Source organism: Occultella kanbiaonis (assembly GCF_009708215.1).
Taxonomy (GTDB): Bacteria; Actinomycetota; Actinomycetes; order Actinomycetales; family Beutenbergiaceae; genus Occultella; species Occultella kanbiaonis.
The window spans coordinates 3,604,207-3,620,689 of the sequence record NZ_CP046175.1; the positions used below are offsets into that span (position 1 = coordinate 3,604,207).

At 71.7% G+C, this 16,483-nt stretch carries 17 protein-coding genes; 8 read left to right on the forward strand and 9 right to left on the reverse strand.

The features are described from left to right. Positions 1 to 675: a ThuA domain-containing protein gene (locus GKS42_RS16570; protein WP_154794829.1), complete on the reverse strand. Its 675-nt coding sequence runs from the start codon at positions 673 to 675 to the stop codon at positions 1 to 3. Positions 676 to 889: 214 nt separating this feature from the next. Here GKS42_RS16570 and GKS42_RS16575 point away from each other — a divergent pair, with 214 nt between their 5' ends. Both GKS42_RS16575 and GKS42_RS16580 read left to right on the forward strand, forming a co-directional pair. Next, positions 890 to 1,720, forward strand: a complete 831-nt coding sequence (locus GKS42_RS16575) for a DUF6807 domain-containing protein (RefSeq protein WP_168217872.1) — start codon at positions 890 to 892, stop codon at positions 1,718 to 1,720. After that, positions 1,717 to 2,850: a Gfo/Idh/MocA family protein gene (locus GKS42_RS16580; protein ID WP_154794831.1), complete on the forward strand. Its 1,134-nt coding sequence runs from the start codon at positions 1,717 to 1,719 to the stop codon at positions 2,848 to 2,850. Before GKS42_RS16575 ends, GKS42_RS16580 begins: the two co-directional genes overlap by 4 nt. A gap of 94 nt (positions 2,851 to 2,944) precedes the next feature. Here the strand turns inward: GKS42_RS16580 and GKS42_RS16585 are convergent, their stop codons facing one another. Both GKS42_RS16585 and GKS42_RS16590 read right to left on the reverse strand, forming a co-directional pair. Continuing rightward, entirely contained in the window at positions 2,945 to 3,103 is a 159-nt protein-coding gene (locus GKS42_RS16585; RefSeq protein ID WP_154794832.1) for a hypothetical protein, read from the reverse strand. 182 nt (positions 3,104 to 3,285) lie between these two features. Then, positions 3,286 to 4,335, reverse strand: coding sequence for an NAD(P)/FAD-dependent oxidoreductase (locus GKS42_RS16590; RefSeq protein ID WP_354002666.1), 1,050 nt, complete (start codon positions 4,333 to 4,335; stop codon positions 3,286 to 3,288). Between the two features lie 120 nt (positions 4,336 to 4,455). Between GKS42_RS16590 and GKS42_RS16595 the strand changes: the two genes are divergently transcribed. Together GKS42_RS16595 and GKS42_RS16600 are read left to right on the forward strand one after the other, a co-directional pair. After that, on the forward strand, positions 4,456 to 5,064 hold the full coding sequence (locus GKS42_RS16595; RefSeq protein WP_154794833.1) for a helix-turn-helix domain-containing protein: 609 nt from the start codon (positions 4,456 to 4,458) through the stop codon (positions 5,062 to 5,064). 96 nt (positions 5,065 to 5,160) lie between these two features. Beyond that, positions 5,161 to 5,484 (forward strand): hypothetical protein, encoded by a 324-nt coding sequence (locus GKS42_RS16600; RefSeq protein WP_154794834.1) that lies wholly within the window; start codon positions 5,161 to 5,163, stop codon positions 5,482 to 5,484. Between the two features lie 9 nt (positions 5,485 to 5,493). Here GKS42_RS16600 and thyX read toward each other — a convergent pair whose 3' ends face one another. Next, complete coding sequence (thyX, locus tag GKS42_RS16605; RefSeq protein ID WP_232847705.1) at positions 5,494 to 6,222, reverse strand: FAD-dependent thymidylate synthase; 729 nt, start codon at positions 6,220 to 6,222, stop codon at positions 5,494 to 5,496. Positions 6,223 to 6,467: 245 nt separating this feature from the next. On the opposite strand from thyX, the gene GKS42_RS16610 reads away from it, so the two are divergent. After that, a complete protein-coding gene (locus tag GKS42_RS16610) occupies positions 6,468 to 7,661 on the forward strand; it encodes an alanine--tRNA ligase-related protein (RefSeq protein ID WP_154794836.1) in 1,194 nt (397 codons plus the stop codon). A 59-nt stretch (positions 7,662 to 7,720) separates the two neighbouring features. On the opposite strand, the gene rsmD is transcribed toward GKS42_RS16610, so the two are convergent. The 4 genes from rsmD to GKS42_RS16630 are packed head-to-tail and all read right to left on the reverse strand — an operon-like array spanning position 7,721 to position 12,844. Next, positions 7,721 to 8,287 carry a 16S rRNA (guanine(966)-N(2))-methyltransferase RsmD gene (rsmD, locus tag GKS42_RS16615; RefSeq protein WP_154794837.1) on the reverse strand — a complete coding sequence of 189 codons (567 nt, stop codon included), beginning with the start codon at positions 8,285 to 8,287 and terminating at the stop codon, positions 7,721 to 7,723. Continuing rightward, on the reverse strand, positions 8,284 to 9,909 hold the full coding sequence (locus GKS42_RS16620; RefSeq protein ID WP_154794838.1) for a DUF6297 family protein: 1,626 nt from the start codon (positions 9,907 to 9,909) through the stop codon (positions 8,284 to 8,286). Before GKS42_RS16620 ends, rsmD begins: the two co-directional genes overlap by 4 nt. After that, a complete protein-coding gene (locus tag GKS42_RS16625) occupies positions 9,906 to 10,613 on the reverse strand; it encodes an ABC transporter ATP-binding protein (protein ID WP_232847706.1) in 708 nt (235 codons plus the stop codon). Before GKS42_RS16625 ends, GKS42_RS16620 begins: the two co-directional genes overlap by 4 nt. A gap of 29 nt (positions 10,614 to 10,642) precedes the next feature. Next, positions 10,643 to 12,844 (reverse strand): ATP-dependent DNA helicase RecG, encoded by a 2,202-nt coding sequence (locus GKS42_RS16630; RefSeq protein WP_154794839.1) that lies wholly within the window; start codon positions 12,842 to 12,844, stop codon positions 10,643 to 10,645. Between the two features lie 279 nt (positions 12,845 to 13,123). On the opposite strand from GKS42_RS16630, the gene rpmB reads away from it, so the two are divergent. After that, positions 13,124 to 13,318 carry a 50S ribosomal protein L28 gene (gene rpmB, locus GKS42_RS16635; protein WP_154794840.1) on the forward strand — a complete coding sequence of 65 codons (195 nt, stop codon included), beginning with the start codon at positions 13,124 to 13,126 and terminating at the stop codon, positions 13,316 to 13,318. Positions 13,319 to 13,382: 64 nt separating this feature from the next. On the opposite strand, the gene GKS42_RS16640 is transcribed toward rpmB, so the two are convergent. Further along, on the reverse strand, positions 13,383 to 14,327 hold the full coding sequence (locus GKS42_RS16640) for an NAD-dependent epimerase/dehydratase family protein (protein WP_154794841.1): 945 nt from the start codon (positions 14,325 to 14,327) through the stop codon (positions 13,383 to 13,385). 79 nt (positions 14,328 to 14,406) lie between these two features. On the opposite strand from GKS42_RS16640, the gene sigJ reads away from it, so the two are divergent. Continuing rightward, positions 14,407 to 15,381: an RNA polymerase sigma factor SigJ gene (gene sigJ, locus GKS42_RS16645; protein ID WP_232847707.1), complete on the forward strand. Its 975-nt coding sequence runs from the start codon at positions 14,407 to 14,409 to the stop codon at positions 15,379 to 15,381. A gap of 94 nt (positions 15,382 to 15,475) precedes the next feature. Further along, positions 15,476 to 16,399 carry an aminoglycoside phosphotransferase family protein gene (locus tag GKS42_RS16650; RefSeq protein ID WP_290368026.1) on the forward strand — a complete coding sequence of 308 codons (924 nt, stop codon included), beginning with the start codon at positions 15,476 to 15,478 and terminating at the stop codon, positions 16,397 to 16,399. Positions 16,400 to 16,483: the final 84 nt, after the last annotated feature.

Here is a 16,483-nt window from a genome sequence, read left to right on the forward strand (position 1 = left end):
TCAGGTGCGGCGCAGCAGCCAGTCCACCTCGCGCCGCAGGAGTTCGATGCGCCCGGCCAGGGCGTACGCGCGCGGGTCATGGCCGAACGCGTCGTAGACCACGCGGGCACCGGCCCGCTCGCGCGCCCAGACCAGCGGGTGGTCCTGCTCGTCGTGGGCATGGGTGACGAGCACCGTCACGTCCGGCGCCGTCTCGAGGTAGGAGTACCGCTCGTCGGTGGCCTCGAAGTCGCCGAGCCCGGCGGTGATCGGGTGGTCCGCACCGACCACCCGCACCACGGTGGTGTCCAGGGGCGGGTGCATCGAGGTACCCGGCACCCATCGGCCACCGAGGACCTCGGCCCACTCGGGTGTCTCGAAGAACGTGTTGGACGCCGCGTGCGTGGCCAGGACCGGCCCGCCGGCGCGGGCGAACGCGAGCGCCGCCTCCCGCGCATGCCCCTGCGCCAGTTCCGGCGCCGGCGTGCTGCCCCCACCGGCATCGACCACCAGCAGGGACACGTGGTCGAACGCGAAGGCGGCCTCGTCCGTGCCGCTGACCCGGGCGGAGACGCCAAGTTCCCCGAGCAGCGCCACGATCTGAGCCGACGTGCCCGCGAAGTCGTGCCACGGGTCCGCGTAGCGCCCCACCCCGGTGAGCACGACGGCGGTGGGTGGTTGCTGGTCGGTGCTCACGGGGCGCCCTTCAGGTCGTGCCAGGTGGTCTCGTCCGTTTCGACGGACGATCGCGGCTTCTCGCCCGAACCTATCGCTGCGCCGCGTGCCGCGGGACCCACCCCATGACCACCCCGTGCCAGGGCGACCCGGTAAGCGGTTTCCGCTAGCATGTCCGCATCAGCTGTGCCCGCATCTCGTCAGGACGCGGACCCGAGGCAACCGAAGGAGTTCCGTGACCGCACTGCACATCGGTGCGCGCGCCGTCGCCACCTACCACGACGGCCAGGACCTGGCCGAGCACCTCTCCCCCCGGCCCTACCTGCACCCGGTGACCACGCTCGAGGGCACCGTGCTCACCGAGGTCGAACCGGAGGACCACCGCCACCACTACGGGGTGAGCAACGCCGTCGTCGAAGTGAACGGGCACATGTTCTGGGGCGGCGCCTCCTACGTGCACCCGACCGGCTACGAGCTGCTCGAGAACCACGGGCGGCAGGTCCCGCGCAGCAGCGACACCACCGACCACCGCATCACCGAGACCCTCGAGTGGCTCGGCAGCGACGGCGCGCACGTCCTCACCGAGGACCGCGAGATCACCGCCGACCTGCTCCCGGAGCACCCGGCCTGGGCACTGCGCTGGCACAGCACGCTGCACGCCGACGCCGACGACCTCGAGGTCGGCTCGCCGGCCACCCGCGGTCGCACCGGCGCCGGGTACGGCGGTCTGTTCTGGCGGCTCTCCGCCGCATCGGTCGCCACCACGGCCACCACGGCCGACGGCGGCCCTCCCCTGGGCTCGACGGCGCCCTGGCTCCTGCTCACCCAGGCGCGCGAGACCGGACCGGTCTCCCTGCTGCTCGCGCAGCCGCGCGAGCGGGTGCTGCCGTGGTTCGTGCGCACGCAGGGGTACGTCGGCGCCGGACCGGCTCTCGCCTGGGACGCGCCCCGCACGATCGCCGCCGGGACGAGCCTCGATCTGCACCTGTGGGCACTCCTCGTGGACGGCGACCTGTCGCCCGAGACCGCCCAGGTCCACTACGACCGGCTGGAGCAACTGGCATGACCACCACGTTCGCCGTCGTCGGGATCCACGGGTTCGGCAGCCACCACCTGCGCGAGCTGGTCGAGCTGACCGCGGACGGCCTCGCCGAGGTCATCGCTGTGGCCGACCCGCGCGGCGCCGAGGGTGCCGAGAACGTCCCCCCGACGGCTCGTGCGTACCCGGACCTGACCGCGCTCCTGGCCGCCGAGAGTCCGGACGTCGTGATCATCGCGACGCCGATCCACACGCATCTGCCGCTCGCGGTCGAGGCGCTGCGGGCCGGCTCCCACGTGCTCCTGGAGAAGCCGACCACGGCGTCCCTCGCCGAGCTCGACGAGCTGATCGCAGTCTCGGCCGAGACCGGCCGGTCGGTGCAGGTCGGCTTCCAGAGCTTCGGGTCGCACGCACTGCCGGCCATCGACGCGCTCATCGCCGGCGGGGAGATCGGCGAGCTCGTCGGCGTCGGTGGCGTCGGCACGTGGCTGCGGGACACCCGGTACTACGCCCGCTCCCGCTGGGCCGGGCGGCGCACCCTGGACGGCGTCGCGGTGGTCGACGGCGCCGTCACGAACCCGCTCGCGCACGCCGTGGCCACGGCACTGCGGCTCGCGGGCGCGACCACCACGACGGACGTCGCCGAGGTGGTCGTGGACCTGTACCACGCGCACGACATCGAGGCAGACGACACCTCGGCCGTGCGGCTGCGCACCACGAGTGGCATCCCGGTCGCGCTCGGGCTCTCCCTGACGTCCGCGACCCAGCGCGCGCCGAGGCTGATCGTGCGCGGCACCCGCGGCACCGCCGAGCTGCGCTACACCGACGACGTCCTGACCGTCCGCACCCCCGACGGCGAACGCACCGAGACCTTCGAGCGGACCAGCCTGCAGCGCAACCTCGTCGACCACATCACGACCGGTGCCCCCTTGGTCGCCGACGCCCGGGACACCGGCGCGTTCATCCGGGTGCTCGAGGCGGTCCGCACCGCGCCGGACCCCACGCCGATCGCAGCCGAGTTCGTGCAGTGGCGCGACGACGAGCATGGCCGCCACCCGGAGGTCGCCGACGTGGAGGTGTGGTGCGAGCGGGTCGCGAGCGAGTATGCGACGTTCGCCGAGCTCGGGGCGCCGTGGGCCACCGGACCCCGACCATGACGGGCGCCCGCCACCGATGACCGGCCCAGAGCCGAGTCCCGCCGGACCGGCCGTCGCCGCTGTGCTCTGGGACGCCGACGGCGTCCTCCAGGACCTACCCGGTGGCTGGGTCCGCGCGATGGGCCAGATCGTGCCGGAACGCACCGAGGAGTTCCTCCGGGACGCCTGGTGCGCCGAACGGCCGACCCTCGCCGGTGACGGAGACTGGCCCGATCTGCTCGGCGAGGTGGTCGCCCGGTGGGGGCTCGAGCACGCCTACGGCGACATCCTGGGGGTCTGGCACGCAACGTGGAGGTGCCCGTCACGTCGGACTGCGCGCCGTGCAATGGACGATCGGCGAGGGCCACGAGGTCCTGCGGGGGCACCTGCACCGGCACGCCGCGCTGCCCGCCTCTTCCTGACCGACATCGCCGCGGTCCACCAGGAGAACCGGGGTCAGGCTTGCGGCACCGGCACCGGAACCGGCACCGGTGCCGTCCGGCCCGCACGCGCCGCCTCGACCGCCGCCGCAGTGTCCTGCGCCACCAGGGCGGCGTTGATCTGCGCACCGGCCCGCATCCCGGCCGCGGCCGCCGTGATCACCTGCGTGCTCACATCGGCGACGTTCCCGGCCGCCCAGATCCCCGGCACCGACGTCTCGCCCTTGCCGTCGGTGGGCAGGTAGGTCCCGAACAGGGTCTCGCCCATTTGGAACTCCTCCGCTTGCAGCCCCAGACCCTCGAGGGGACCGACCGGCGCGAACACCCGGGTCTGCACGGCCAGGGCCGACCTTGGCACGAACGCGCCGGACGCCAACCGGACCCCGGTGAGCCGGTCGTCGGCGCTCTCCACCGCTGCGACGGCGCCGTCGACGACCGCGATTCCCCGCGCGGTCAGCTGCTCCCACTCGGTCTCGCTCGGCTCGAGCACGTCGTTGAGGAACAGCGTCACGTCCGCGCTCCACTGCCGCAGCAGCAGCACCTGGTGCATCGCCATCGGCGAGGACGCGAGGACCCCGATCGGGAGATCCCGGACCTCCCAGCCGTGGCAGTACGGGCAGTGCAGCACGTCCCGACCGAAGCGCTCCGCCAGGCCTGGGACGTCCGGCAGCTCATCGCGGGCACCGGACGCGAGGAGCACGTGCCGGGCTCCGGTGCTACGGCCGTCGGCCAGAGTGATCTCGAAGCCGTCCGTCTCGGCCCGCCCGACGGCGGTGACGACCCCGGCGGTGATCTCGCCGCCGTAGCCGCGCACCTCGGCGCGGCCGATGGCCAACAGGTCACCGGGCGGTGTGCCCTCCCGGCCGAGGTAGTTGTGGACGCCGTCCGCGGGCGTGTTGCGCGGTTGCCCGGCGTCCACGACGAGGACGCTGCGACGAGCGCGGGACAGGGTCAGAGCGGCGCTCAGACCCGCGGCCGCGCCGCCGATCACCACCACGTCGTAGCCCCCGCGCAGTCCGGGCTCGTCGGGGTTCGTGCCGGGCATCGGGTTCGAGTTCGTCTGCATGAAGGCTCCTGGGGTCGGTAGACCGGAACAGCCGGCACTGTTGAGAATTGGTCTCGTTAGTAGTTCACACCACCCCGCCGCGAGCGGCAACGATCTTTGCCGGTCTGGCAAACTCGTCCCATGACGACCACAGACCAAGCGAGCGAGCTCGGCGACGTGCTGGACGCCGTCGGCCCGCGGTTGCGCTCCCTGCGTACCCGACGCGGCACCAGCCTGACCGAGCTGTCGCAGACCACCGGAATCTCGGTGAGCACCCTGTCCCGCCTGGAGACCGGGCAGCGGCGCCCGACGCTGGAGCTCCTGCTGCCGCTCGCCCGCGCCTATCAGGTGACCCTCGACGACCTCGTCGGCGCACCCGAGACCGCGGACCCGCGCGTCCACATCCGGCCCGTCGTCCACCACGGTGTGGCGCACGTGCCGCTCACCAGGCGGGTCGGCGGTCAGCTCGCGGCGAAACTGATCCTGCCGCCGGTCGACGTCGTCACGCCGCCGGACCTGCAGACCCATGAGGGTTACGAGTGGCTGTACGTGCTGAGCGGGCGGCTTCGGCTGATCCTCGGCGAGCACGACGTGGTGCTGACCGAGGGTGAGGTGGCCGAGTTCAACTGCCGGACCACCCCGCACTGGTTCGGCAACCCCGGCCCGGGACCGACGGAGCTGCTGAGCATCTTCGGACCGCAGGGGGAACGGATCCACGTGCGGGCTGCCCCCAAGCGTAGACAGGGTTAGGTGTCTCGTCCGGCTGCGTAGAATCGTGGCTCCTGTGCCCGTCCGTGACACCTGCGCGCACACCGACGGTTTCCCGTTCGACCGAAGGACTGAGCCGTGCCGGACCGACCTGAGATCGTCTGCATCTGCGGCTCCGCCAGGTTCGTGGCCGAGATGAGTGCGGCGAACCGTGCTCTGACCCTCGCAGGTGTCATCGTCGTCTCGCCAGCCGTCTTCCTGCGGCCCGAGGGTCAGGAGACGGACGAGTTGATCACCAACGAGCAGAAGACCGCGCTGGGCGCCCTCCACCTGCGCAAGATCGACCTGGCTGACCGGGTTCTGGTCGTCAACCCAGGTGGGTACCTCGGCGAGTCCACGAGCAGGGAGATCGCCTATGCCCACGCCACCAGCAAGCCGGTCTCTTTCACCGATCCCACCTGACCGGTTCGTTCAGGGAGCGACCCGGCCGTTCTCGTTGAAGGCCTCGTGGGTGAGCGGCATGAGGCCGGCCCAGAAGGCTTCCATCTTCTCCGCCACCATCTCGATCTCACGCTGTGGGAACGACGGGAATCGGCTGCCCTCGTTCTTCGTGCGCAGGGAGACGAAGTTCATGAGCGCGCGGGCGTTCATCGTCACGTACATCGAGGAGTAGATCGTGAGCGGCAGGACGATGCGAGCGACCTCGCGGGCGACACCGGCGTCCAGCATCCGCTGGTAGGAGCCGAAGGCCTCCGTGCAGACGGCGCGAACCTCGGCGGAGACCAGGTCCGTCTGCTCGGGGGTCCCGGGCAGGAAGTCGTAGGCACCGGCCTTGCCCACCTGCACGAGGTTGCGCTCGGGGCCGGGCACGTAGAAGACCGGGTTGAGCTCCCGGTACCGACCGCTCTCCTCGTTGTAGGAGGCGATGCGGTGCCGCATGAACTCGCGGAAGACGAAGATCGGCGCCTGCACGTAGAACGTCATCGAGTTGTGCTCGAACGGCGACCCGTGACGGTCGCGCATGAGGTAGTTGATCAGGCCCTTCGAGCGGGAGGCGTCGAGGCTCTCGTCCTGGGCGGCCCCGAGGGTCTTCTCGCCCTGCGTCGACACCCTGGCGGCGAAGAGGACGTCGGAGTCCGACGCGCTGGAGCGGACGAGTTCGACGGACACGTCGGAACGGAACGAGATCTCTTGAGCCACGGCCCTCACGATAGCGAGCACGCCGCGCCCCAGAAATGGGCGCGCCGACGCCGGGGCCGTTCCGGTACGCTTGACGACATGCACCAGATGTCTCGCTTCGCCGCGGCCGCCCGAGCTCCTCGCTCGCCGGCTGCCGCTGCCTGACATCCCCTTCCACACCGGCGACCGGAAACGGTCAGCCGGTGTTGTGCTGTTCGCACCTGGCCAGCTGGTCTTTCCGGTCCTCCCCCGAAAGGACCACTCCGTTGAGCCTCGAGAAGACCTTCATCGACTACTTCGTCCAGCGCGGTCACATCCCGACCACGGGATCCTCGCTGATCCCGCGACCCGGCGACCCCGTCCTCTTCACCGCCGCGGGCATGCATCCGCTGACTCCGTTCCTGGAGGGTGAGCCGCACCCACTCGGGCGACGGCTCGTCGGGGTCCAGCGGTGCCTGCGGACCACCGACCTCGATGAGGTCGGCGATCCGACCCATCTCACGGTGTTCGAGATGCTCGGCTCCTGGTCCCTCGGCGACTACGGCAGCGAGCAGAGCCTGCGGTGGGGATACGAGTTCCTCCATGACGTGCTCGGCGTCGACCCGGTGCGGATGCATGTCACCGTCTTCGGTGGCGACGACCGGGTCGAGGCGGACCTGGAGTCGCTGCGCACCTGGCAAGATCTCGGACTCCCGATCGAGCTGACCACCGAGGACAACTGGTGGTCGAACGGCCCGACCGGTCCGTGCGGCCCGGACTCGGAGATCTTCCTGTGGACCGGAGATGGCTCACCGGAGGGCACGCCGACCACGGACGACCGCTGGATCGAGGTGTGGAACCACGTCATGGTGCGCTTCCGCCAGCAGGAGGACGGGTCACTGGAACCGCTGCCGCAGCACAACATCGACACCGGCCTCGGCCTGGAGCGGCTCAGCATGCTGCTCGAGGGCAAGCGGTCCGTCTACGAGACCGACCGGTTCGAGCCATGGATGCGGCTCCTACCCGAGCTCTGGAAGCTGGACGAGGAGTCCGAACGGATCGTGATCGACCACCTGCGTTCGAGCATCGTCATCATCGGCGACGGCGTCCGACCGTCGAACACCGGTCGCGGCTACGTGCTGCGCCGGCTGATCCGGCGGGTGCTGACCCTGCTGTGGCGCTTCGATCAGTCCAGGACGCTCGTCGATCTGCCGGTGGAGGTGGTCGAGCACACGCTGCGACACTTCCACCAGGATGAGGGCGTCACGCTGGTGCAGCAGGTGCTCCTCGACGAGGAGGTCCGGTTCACCGACCTGCTCCAGCGGGGCCGGCGGATCCTCGGCAGCGACCGGTTCCGGAAGACGCTCGACCAACACGACTTCGAGTATCTGCACCAGACCCACGGTCTCCCGCGCGAACTCGTCCAGTCGCTGATCGCGCAGGAGAGTGGGGGGTCGAGCGCTCCCCTCTCGCTCACCTAGTGGCCGACGCGCCGATCTCGCCCATCCGCGGGGGCGAGATCAGGCGAGCACGTGCGATCTCAGCGGGTGAGGTCAGTGGTGGTCGCGAACCACAGCGTCGTGTCGCCGTAGGTCTTCTCACCGTCCGGGGTCAGTCCCTCCGGCCAGGTGGGTTCGCCCGACCGCCGGGCCTGCTCCACCACGACCACGGCGCCCGGAGCGAGCCAGCCCGGGGCGGCGAGTGCGGCCAGCACCTCGTCGAGTCCGCCGAGGTCGTAGGGCGGGTCCAGCAGCACGAGGTCGAACGGGCTGCCGGGCGGGCCGCCGTCGAGGTAGCGCTCCACCCGGGTCGCGACCACCCGGACCCGGTCCGCCAGGCCCACCTGCGCGGCGTTGGACCGGCACAGCGCCGCGGCCGCCTTCGCGGCCTCGACCGCGACCACCTCGGCGGCGCCGCGGCTGGCGGCCTCAAGCCCGAGCGCGCCGGAGCCGGCGTACAGGTCCAGCACGCGGGCGCCGCGAACCACGCCGAGATGATCGAGCCGCGAGAACAGGGCCTCCCGGACCCGCTCGCTGGTGGGCCGGGTCCCGGTGCCGGGCACCTTGAGCGCCCGGCCACCGGCGGTGCCGGCCACGATCCTCGTCATCGCGCCCCGGCTGCCTTCTGCGCCTCCGTGGCCCGCTCCATCATCGACGGCTTCTTCTCGTCCTTCACGTGGGTCGCGATGGCGAACGCGATCGCCGAGGTGGCGGCCTGCAGCCAGACGAGCACGAAGGTCGGCCCGAACGCGATGAGCGCGATGAGCGTCGGGATCAGGCAGAGCACCACCAGGTCCGGCCCGCGGGCGAACGCCAGCAGCACACCGGGCGGCACCGGTCCCATCGGGCCCGTCACCAGCGGCTTGGTCCAGTCCGGCGGCTTCCGGTACGCGGCCCGGACCACACCTGCGGCGAAGGTGGGCGCCGCGATCACGCCGAGCACGATCCAGCCGGGCAGGCTGCCATGCGTGGCACCCCAGACGGCGAACACCCCGGCGGACCAGAGCACCATGATCACGCCCGGCAGGATGATGCGGACCCGGCGCACGTCGAACGCGGAGATCGGGAAGAAGCGGTCCAGCACCGGCGCCATCTCGGCGCGGCGGGCGCTCTCGGCCGTGGCCATGGCAGCCAGGTAGCCACCGATCAGCAGCATCGCCACGTTCACGCCGGTGGGCCAGCCGGCGAGCAGTGCCATCAGCGCAACGGACGCCGCCACGGCGATCTGGATCAGGTGCCGCGGAGAACGGGCCAGCACCAGTGCATCCCCGGTGACGATGGCACTGATGGGACCGCGCACCCAGGACAGCCGCGCCGAGCGGCGACGCTGGTCCGGGGCGGTGCTCACGCTCAGGGCACGGCCGAGCTCACGGGTGTCCACCGAGGTGACCGCCCCGGCGGCGTACGCCGACACGGCGCCGCGGGCCCGTAGTTCCCGCCCTGAGATGGCGTTCAGGCCGGTGTCCACCCGGACCACCAGGGCCACCACCAGGACCGCGAGCACGGCGATGGCGACCACGGCGACGGTGCCACTGGGCAGGTTCAGGGGCGGGGGCCGCACGAACACCAGGATCAGCCCGAGCAGCGGGCCCGCGGCCATCAGGATGTCCCCGATCAGGGCTGCGGGACGCACCCGTGCTGCTCGCTTGTTGCCGAGCTGCACCTGGCCGGCGGCCACGGCGAGCGCGAGCGCCGCGCCCGCGAGGGTGCACAGGGCGACGATGGACCCGAGCGCGGGGCCGGGCTCCCCCAGCGCCAGGAACGCGATCAGGAGGCCACCTGCCGCGCCGACCACGGCGCCCATGATCGGCACCAGCACCGACCGAGGGCGCAGCAGTCCGCGGCGGTCCGCCGGCGTCGTCAGCCACCAGACGGCCTGACCGCCACCCATCCCGATCGGCCCGATCCGCCCGGCCAGCCCCACGACCGCGCCGGCCACGATGAGGGCTGCGACGACCGCGAGCCAGGTCGGGTCGAGGGTGTGCACCTCGGGCCCGGTGGTGATCGTGGCGTTCAGTCCCTGCACGGCGCCGAGCGCGACCGCCAGCGCTATGGCGGCGCTGAAGACCACCGAGTAGACCTCGGAGATCACCTCGAAGAAGTTCCCGCCGGTGTGCGCCTCGGTCGCGTCCCTGGTCAGCGAGCGCAGTTGCCGGCCGGTGGGCCAGGCGTCGTCGGGGACGCCGTCCTCGTCGGTCGGCCGATCCTCGCCGGTGTCCGTGGTGCTCACATCGCCTCGATCGCCTGGGCTGCGACCTCGGGGCTGACGACCCGGACCTCCTCCTCGCCGAGCAGGACCGCACGTGTGGCGACCACTCGGACCAGGACCGGGTCGTGGGTGGCCATGACCACGCCGCCGCCGGTCTTGCGCTCGGCGGCGAGCCGTTCCGCGAGGCGGTCGCGCATGCCGGAGTCGAGACGTTGCTCGGGCTCGTCGAGGACCATCAGCCGGCGGGGCCGGACGAAGGCCGAGGCGAGCAGCAGCCGGCGCCGCTGCCCGGAGGACAGTGCCGTGGGTGCGGCCTGCTGGCGGGCCGTGAGCCCGAACTCCTCGATGATCCCGGTGACCAGGTCCGAGACGCGCTCCATGCCGTGCCCGCGGGCGGTCAGCAGGAGATGCTCGCGGACGGTGAGGGCCGGCAGGTAGGAGTCCTCGTCGAGCACGATCGCGACGTCGGCGCGGAACCGACGGGTGCGCTCGTCGACGGGGCGACCGAACACGTTGATCTGCCCGCCGAGGACGTCCAGGAGGCCTGCGACGGCGCGGAGGAAGGTCGACTTGCCGGTGCCGTTCGCGCCCACGACGGCCAGGCCCTCGCCCGCCTTCATGCTGACGGAGATGGGCGGGCAGACGGCGCTGGCGATGTCCGAGCCGTAGCCGACGCTGACCTTGTCCGCGCGGATCATGGGGGCGGACGTCTGCTTCTTAGCCACGGTCGGGTAACTCCAGGGGGTAGGGCCGTTCAGGCACGATCGAGGAACTCCTCGTGGTCCGGGTCGACGAGCTGGGTGATGGCGACCAACAGGTCCGGGTGGTGGACCAGGTTGGGATCCTCGGCGATGAGCCTACGCGCGTCCTCGCGGGCCTCCTCGATCACGCCCCGGTCGGTGAACACCCGGAGCAGCTTGAGGGAGTTGCCGCGGCCGGACTGCGCCGCGCCGAGCACGTCCCCCTCGCGGCGCTGCTCGAGGTCCTTCTCCGCGAGCACGAAGCCGTCGGTCGTCTCGGTCAGGACCTTGAGCCGCTGCAGCGCCGGCGTGTCCTCGGCGGCGCCGGTGACGAGCAGGCAGGTACCCGGTGCGCTGCCCCGGCCCACCCGGCCGCGGAGTTGGTGCAGCTGGGACAGCCCGAACCGGTCCGCGTCCATGACGACCATGACGGACGCCTCTGGCACGTCCACGCCGACCTCGATGACCGTGGTGGTGACCAGCACGGGCGTGCGGCCGGTGGAGAACGCCGCCATGACGGCGTCCTTCTCATCGCTCGGAAGCCGGCCGTGCATCACGCCGACGGCGATCCCGGAGAGCACCGGTTCGGCCTCGAGCAGCTCGGCGACCTCCTCGACGGTGGCCAGTGGACGCTTGTCGTCGGGTGCATCGAGCAGGTCCGCGCCGTCGTCGCCGCCGTTCGCGGTGATCCGAGGCGCCACCACATAGGCCCGCTCGCCCCGCTCGACCGCCTCGGCGACCAGCTGCCAGGTGCGCGCGACCCACTTCGGCTTGTCCACCGGGACCAGGTGCGTGGTGATCGGCGAGCGACCGGCGGGCACCTCCCGCAGGGTGGACACCTCGACGTCGCCGAAGAACGTCATCGCGACCGAGCGCGGGATCGGGGTGGCGGTCATGTAGAGCTGGTGCGGCACGGTGCGCCCCTTGGCCCGCAGGGCGTCCCGCTGCTCCACCCCGAACCGGTGCTGCTCGTCGATCACGGTGAGTGCGAGGTCGGCGAACTGGACCTTCTCGTTCAGGAGCGAGTGCGTGCCGATGACGATGCCGGCCGCCCCGGAGGCCGCGTCCGCGAGCGCCTGCCGCCGCTGGGCCGCGCTCAGCGAACCGGTCAGCAACGCCACCCGGGTGCCGTCGGCGGCGCCGCCCAGCATGCCGGCCTCGCCGAGCGGGCCGAGCAGGTTCCGGATGGACCGGGCATGCTGTTGGGCGAGCACCTCCGTCGGTGCGAGCAGCGCCGCCTGCCCGCCGGCGTCGATGACCTGCATCATCGCCCGAAGTGCCACCACCGTCTTGCCGGACCCGACCTCGCCCTGCAGGAGCCGCTGCATCGGGCTGGGGGCGGCCAGGTCCGCGGAGATCTCCGCGGCCACCTCGAGCTGACCGCCGGTCAGGGCGAACGGCAGCTGCGTGTCGAGCGCGTCCAGCAGGGCGCCGGGCCGCGGTGGGCGGGGCGTGGCCTCGTAGGCGGCGATGTCCGCGCGCCGGCGGGCCAGGGCGGTCTGCAGCAGGAACGCCTCGGTGTAGCGGAACCTGTGCTGGGCACGGCGGTAGTCGGCCTCCGCATGCGGACGGTGGATCATCCGCATCGCCTGGGTCGCGTCCAGCATGCCCCGGCGCTCCACGATCTCGGGCGGCACCGGGTCGTTGACCTCGCCGTCGTGCAGCGGGTCCACCACCATGCGCATCGCCCGCCTGATCAGGAGCGAACTGACCTTCGCCGTTGCCGGGTAGACCGGGACCGGCCGCTCGGCCTCGTGGGCAGCGCGCAGATCGTCGAGGACGTCGCCGGTGTCGAACGGCTCGAACTCGGGGTGCTTGAGCTGGATGGTGCCGTTGAAGTTCTCCACCTCCCCGGAGAAGATCGCCGAGGTGCCGACCGTCAAGGCGTGCGCCAGCCCGTGGACGGTGCCCTGGTGCCGCGCGAAGAAGCGCATCGGGAGCCGGGTGCGTCCGTCGCTGACCGTGACGTCCACCAGCGTCATCGTCCCGCTGCGGGCGCGACGGGAGGAGAAGTCCACTACCTCGGCGGCAACGGTGACGTTCTCCCCCACCCGCAGTTCGGACAGCGTGGTGTACTCGCCGCGCTTGAGGTACCGGCGCGGGAAGTGGAAGAGCAGACCGCGCTGGTCGGTGATGCCGAGGGTGACCAGTGCCTTGGCAGCACCCGGACCGACCAGGCGGCTGAACTCCTTGGTCGGCGTGGGCTTCTCGGCCATCTGCATCCCTCCCCCGCGATGCTATCGCCCGGCGCCGACAGCGCCGCGCCCCGCGCAGGTCCGGGTGCGCCCACCCGGCCACGGCCGGCGGTGAGAAGATGTGGCCAAGCCCACGCACCGCCGTCGGGCCGTAGGGTTTGGGCCCGAGGGCCCGCGTGGAGTACTCTGGACCGGTTGCCCAACCATGGGCACGGTACGGCAGGCGTTGCGCCACGGCCGACCCCAACGAACTTTGCCGCTTCACCCTGTGGCGAGCACTGACCTAAGAGGAGACACACCGTGGCTGCTACGTGTGACGTCTGCGCCAAGGCCCCGAGCTTCGGCCACAGCATCTCGCACTCCCACCGTCGCACCAAGCGTCGCTGGAACCCGAACATCCAGAAGGTTCGCACCATCGTTGACGGCACGCCCAAGCGCGTGAACGTGTGCACCTCCTGCCTCAAGGCGGGCAAGGTCGTCCGCCGCGCCAGCTGAGACCCACAGACTCCGGGAGCCGTCCACCATCGAGGTGGGCGGCTCTCGTGTTTCACGGCCCCGGTCAGGTGGTCAGGGTGCGGAAGCCGTCCCGCCAGCTCGGGTGGTCCGGCTCCCAACCGAACTCGGTGCGCGCCCGGGTGTTGTCCGAACCACGGACGGCCGTCATCAGGTTCAGCCCGTGCCTGCCGAGCAGGGGCCGCACCAGCCAGGCCGGGACCCGCCGCGGCGGGCGTACGCCGAGCACCTCGTGCAGGTACGGCAGCCACACACTGACCGGCGCCGGGTCGGAATCGGTGATGTTGTAGATCCCCGGCCGGCCCCGGCCCACCGCGAGCGCCGTGGCCCGGGCGGCGTCGGCGATGTGCACGAACGACCAGACCCCGCTTCCGCCACCGACCACCGGAAGCGTGCGGGCCTTGACCATGGCGAGCTGGTCGCCGCCGGGACCGATGCCGGTGCCCGGTCCGTAGAACGTGCCGTACCGCAGCGCGAGCGCCTCGATCCCGGTCGCGGCGGTGACCGCCGCCTCGGTGTGCTTGATGCCCGCGAGCGTCAGACGGGACTCCGGCGCGGGATCGGCGTCGAGCGGTGCCGACTCGTCATGCACCGACGCCCCGGTGCGCGCGTTCGGCCACCCGGTGTAGCTGGCGGCGATGAACCGCTTCGCACCCACCGCCCGAGCCGCCTCGAGCAGGTTGTCGGTGCCCGCGACCCGGAGTTCGTTCGTCACCGCGAACTCCTCGTCGAAGTGCCTCAGGTCGCCGCCGCTGCCGGCCAGGCCGCTCATCTGGTGGATGACGACATCCGGCGCGGCGGCCCTGACCACGTCCAGCACCTCGGCACGGTCGAGCCCGTCCAGCACCACCGGTTCGGCGCCGAGGGCGCGCAGCGCATCGTCGTGGGTGTGGCCACGGCTGGAGCCGATCACCGTGTGCCCGTCGGCTACCAGCATCGGCACCAGAGGCCGACCGACCGCGCCGGTCGCACCGGCCAGGAAGATCCTCATGTCGCTCTCCTCATCTCTCGTTCACCCCGTCCGACGAGGCAGCCCGCCCGGCTGTGACAGGACGTGTCACGATGGGACGGTGGGTCTTGACGTCGAAGCCACACACGACCGGCTGCGACCGCTGATGTTCGCGATCGCCTACCGGATGCTGGGCAGCGTCACCGAGGCCGAGGACGTGGTGCAGGAAGGGTTCGCCCGGCTGCACGGCGCCCGGGACATCGAATCCGTGGAGGCGTACGCGACCACGGTCACCACCCGGCTCGCCATCGACGCGCTGCGCTCGGCCCGGGTCCGCCGGGAGCGGTACGTCGGGTCGTGGCTGCCCGAGCCGCTCGTCACGGCGGGCGCCCCGGTGGCGTCCGGGACGTCGCCGGCACCGGATCCGGCCGACGTCGCGGTGCGGCGGGAGTCGCTGTCCGTGGCCGTGCTCATGCTGATGGAGGAGCTCGGGCCGGTCGAACGCGCCGTCTACGTGCTGCGCGAGGCGGTCGGCCTCGACTACCCGCGGATCGGCGAGATCGTGGAACGGTCACCGCAGGCCTGCCGCCAGGTGTACTCGCGGGCGCGCCGCCGCCTGGCCGCGGCAAGCCCGCCCGACGGCGCAGCTGCTGACCGCAGGTCCGTCGCCGAGGCGCTGGTGGACGCGCTACACCGCGAGGACGTCGCGGGCGTGGAGGCGTTGCTCGCCGCGGACGTTCGCTTCCACGCCGACGGCGGTGGCAGGGCGCCGGCGATCGCACAGCCTCTCGAGGGGGCGGAAGCGGTGGCGCGGTTCCTGCTGGGGCTGGCCCGGCGGGGCGCTCGGTTCGGGCTCCAGCTCGACGTCATCGAGGCGAACGGCGGGCCGGCCCTGCGGGCGCGGGGCGCCGACGGCGCGTGGCTGGCCGTGATGGCCGTGCAGGTGGCCGGCGGCCGGGTGATGGGCCTGCAGAATCAGCTCAACCCGGACAAGCTCGCGCACCTGGGACCGGTCGGGGACCTCGCGGCGCTGATGGCGGGTGCTCCTCGACGGACTCCTTCAGGACGTCGCCTCCGCACAACCCGGAGACACTGACCCTGGCGACCTGCTCGGCACCGACGTTCCGGTCGGCCTGCCGCCGGCTGGACTCGGGGCGCGACCTGGTCTCGTCCCGGTAGATGATGCGGAGGTGGAGACCCCGGATGTCAGTGCCGCCTTCAGGGCGGAGATCACTCGACGTGACGCCTCGGCCGCCCCGTGGCTCGAGAGCATCCCTGATCTGTGGCGGAGGCTGTCGGGCGCGTGGGGCTTGACCACCGTGGGCCCCGCAAGGACGGGCAGGACATCACTCGTCGTTCCGGTCGTCACACCCAGCGGCGCCAGGGCCGCGTTGAAGCTGGTGAGTCCAGTGGTGTCGATGGAGGCCGAGGCGTCGGCGCTGGGCGCGTTCGGTGGTCGTGGGGCGGTGACCCTGCTCGACGCCGACACTGCGCGCCAAGCCATGTTGCTGGAGTGGGCAGTTGGACCGGCGCTCAGCGAGCTGGCCGATGAGGGCGCCGCGATGTCCATCGCGGGAGAACTCTGTCACGAGTTGGCCGCCGCGACACCACCTCCAGGTGCACCGCGTCTCGCCGAGCAGGCGTCCGGTTGGGTGGCACAGCTGCGAGCACAGCACGAGGTCGCCCAAGAGTCTGAGTCTGCACTCTCGGACCAGCACATCGAGGTGGCGGCGGAGATCATCCAGGATCTTGCGTCCGACGACACCTCGACCCTCACCCATGGCGATCTGAGCCTGTCCAACATCCTCCAGGCGGATGCTGATCGGTGGGTGGCCATCGACCCCCTGCTGCTGGTCGGGACCGTGGCCAACGAGGCTCATACAGTGGTCCGGAGCCACGTGGCGACCATCAGCAGGACGGACGACCCCGTGGTTCTCCTGACCGACTGGACCCGACGCTTCACCGAGGCGGCGGGCGTCGACCACGCGGTGGCGCAGGCCATCTCGTTCGCGCGCTACGTGTCCTCGTACTACTGGGAGTCGCAGAACCACGGAGCACCCACCAACGTGGCCGGATTGAGACGGGTCGCGCTGTCACTGGCCCGCTCAATCTGAGTTCGAGCGAGGCCCATCGCCTGAAACCCTCGCCGGGGCATGCTCGCGGACGATCGCGTGTCGGGAGTGCTCGAGTCGCCCTGA

Bases quoted from the DNA above. Each gene is read 5' to 3' on its own strand.
- GKS42_RS16580 (WP_154794831.1), top strand. From the start codon at position 1,717: ATGACCACCACGTTCGCCGTCGTCGGGATCCACGGGTTCGGCAGCCAC.
- GKS42_RS16590 (WP_354002666.1), bottom strand. From the start codon at position 4,335: ATGCAGACGAACTCGAACCCGATGCCCGGCACGAACCCCGACGAGCCC.
- GKS42_RS16595 (WP_154794833.1), top strand. From the start codon at position 4,456: ATGACGACCACAGACCAAGCGAGCGAGCTCGGCGACGTGCTGGACGCC.
- rsmD (WP_154794837.1), bottom strand. From the start codon at position 8,287: ATGACGAGGATCGTGGCCGGCACCGCCGGTGGCCGGGCGCTCAAGGTG.
- GKS42_RS16630 (WP_154794839.1), bottom strand. From the start codon at position 12,844: ATGGCCGAGAAGCCCACGCCGACCAAGGAGTTCAGCCGCCTGGTCGGT.
- GKS42_RS16640 (WP_154794841.1), bottom strand. From the start codon at position 14,327: ATGAGGATCTTCCTGGCCGGTGCGACCGGCGCGGTCGGTCGGCCTCTG.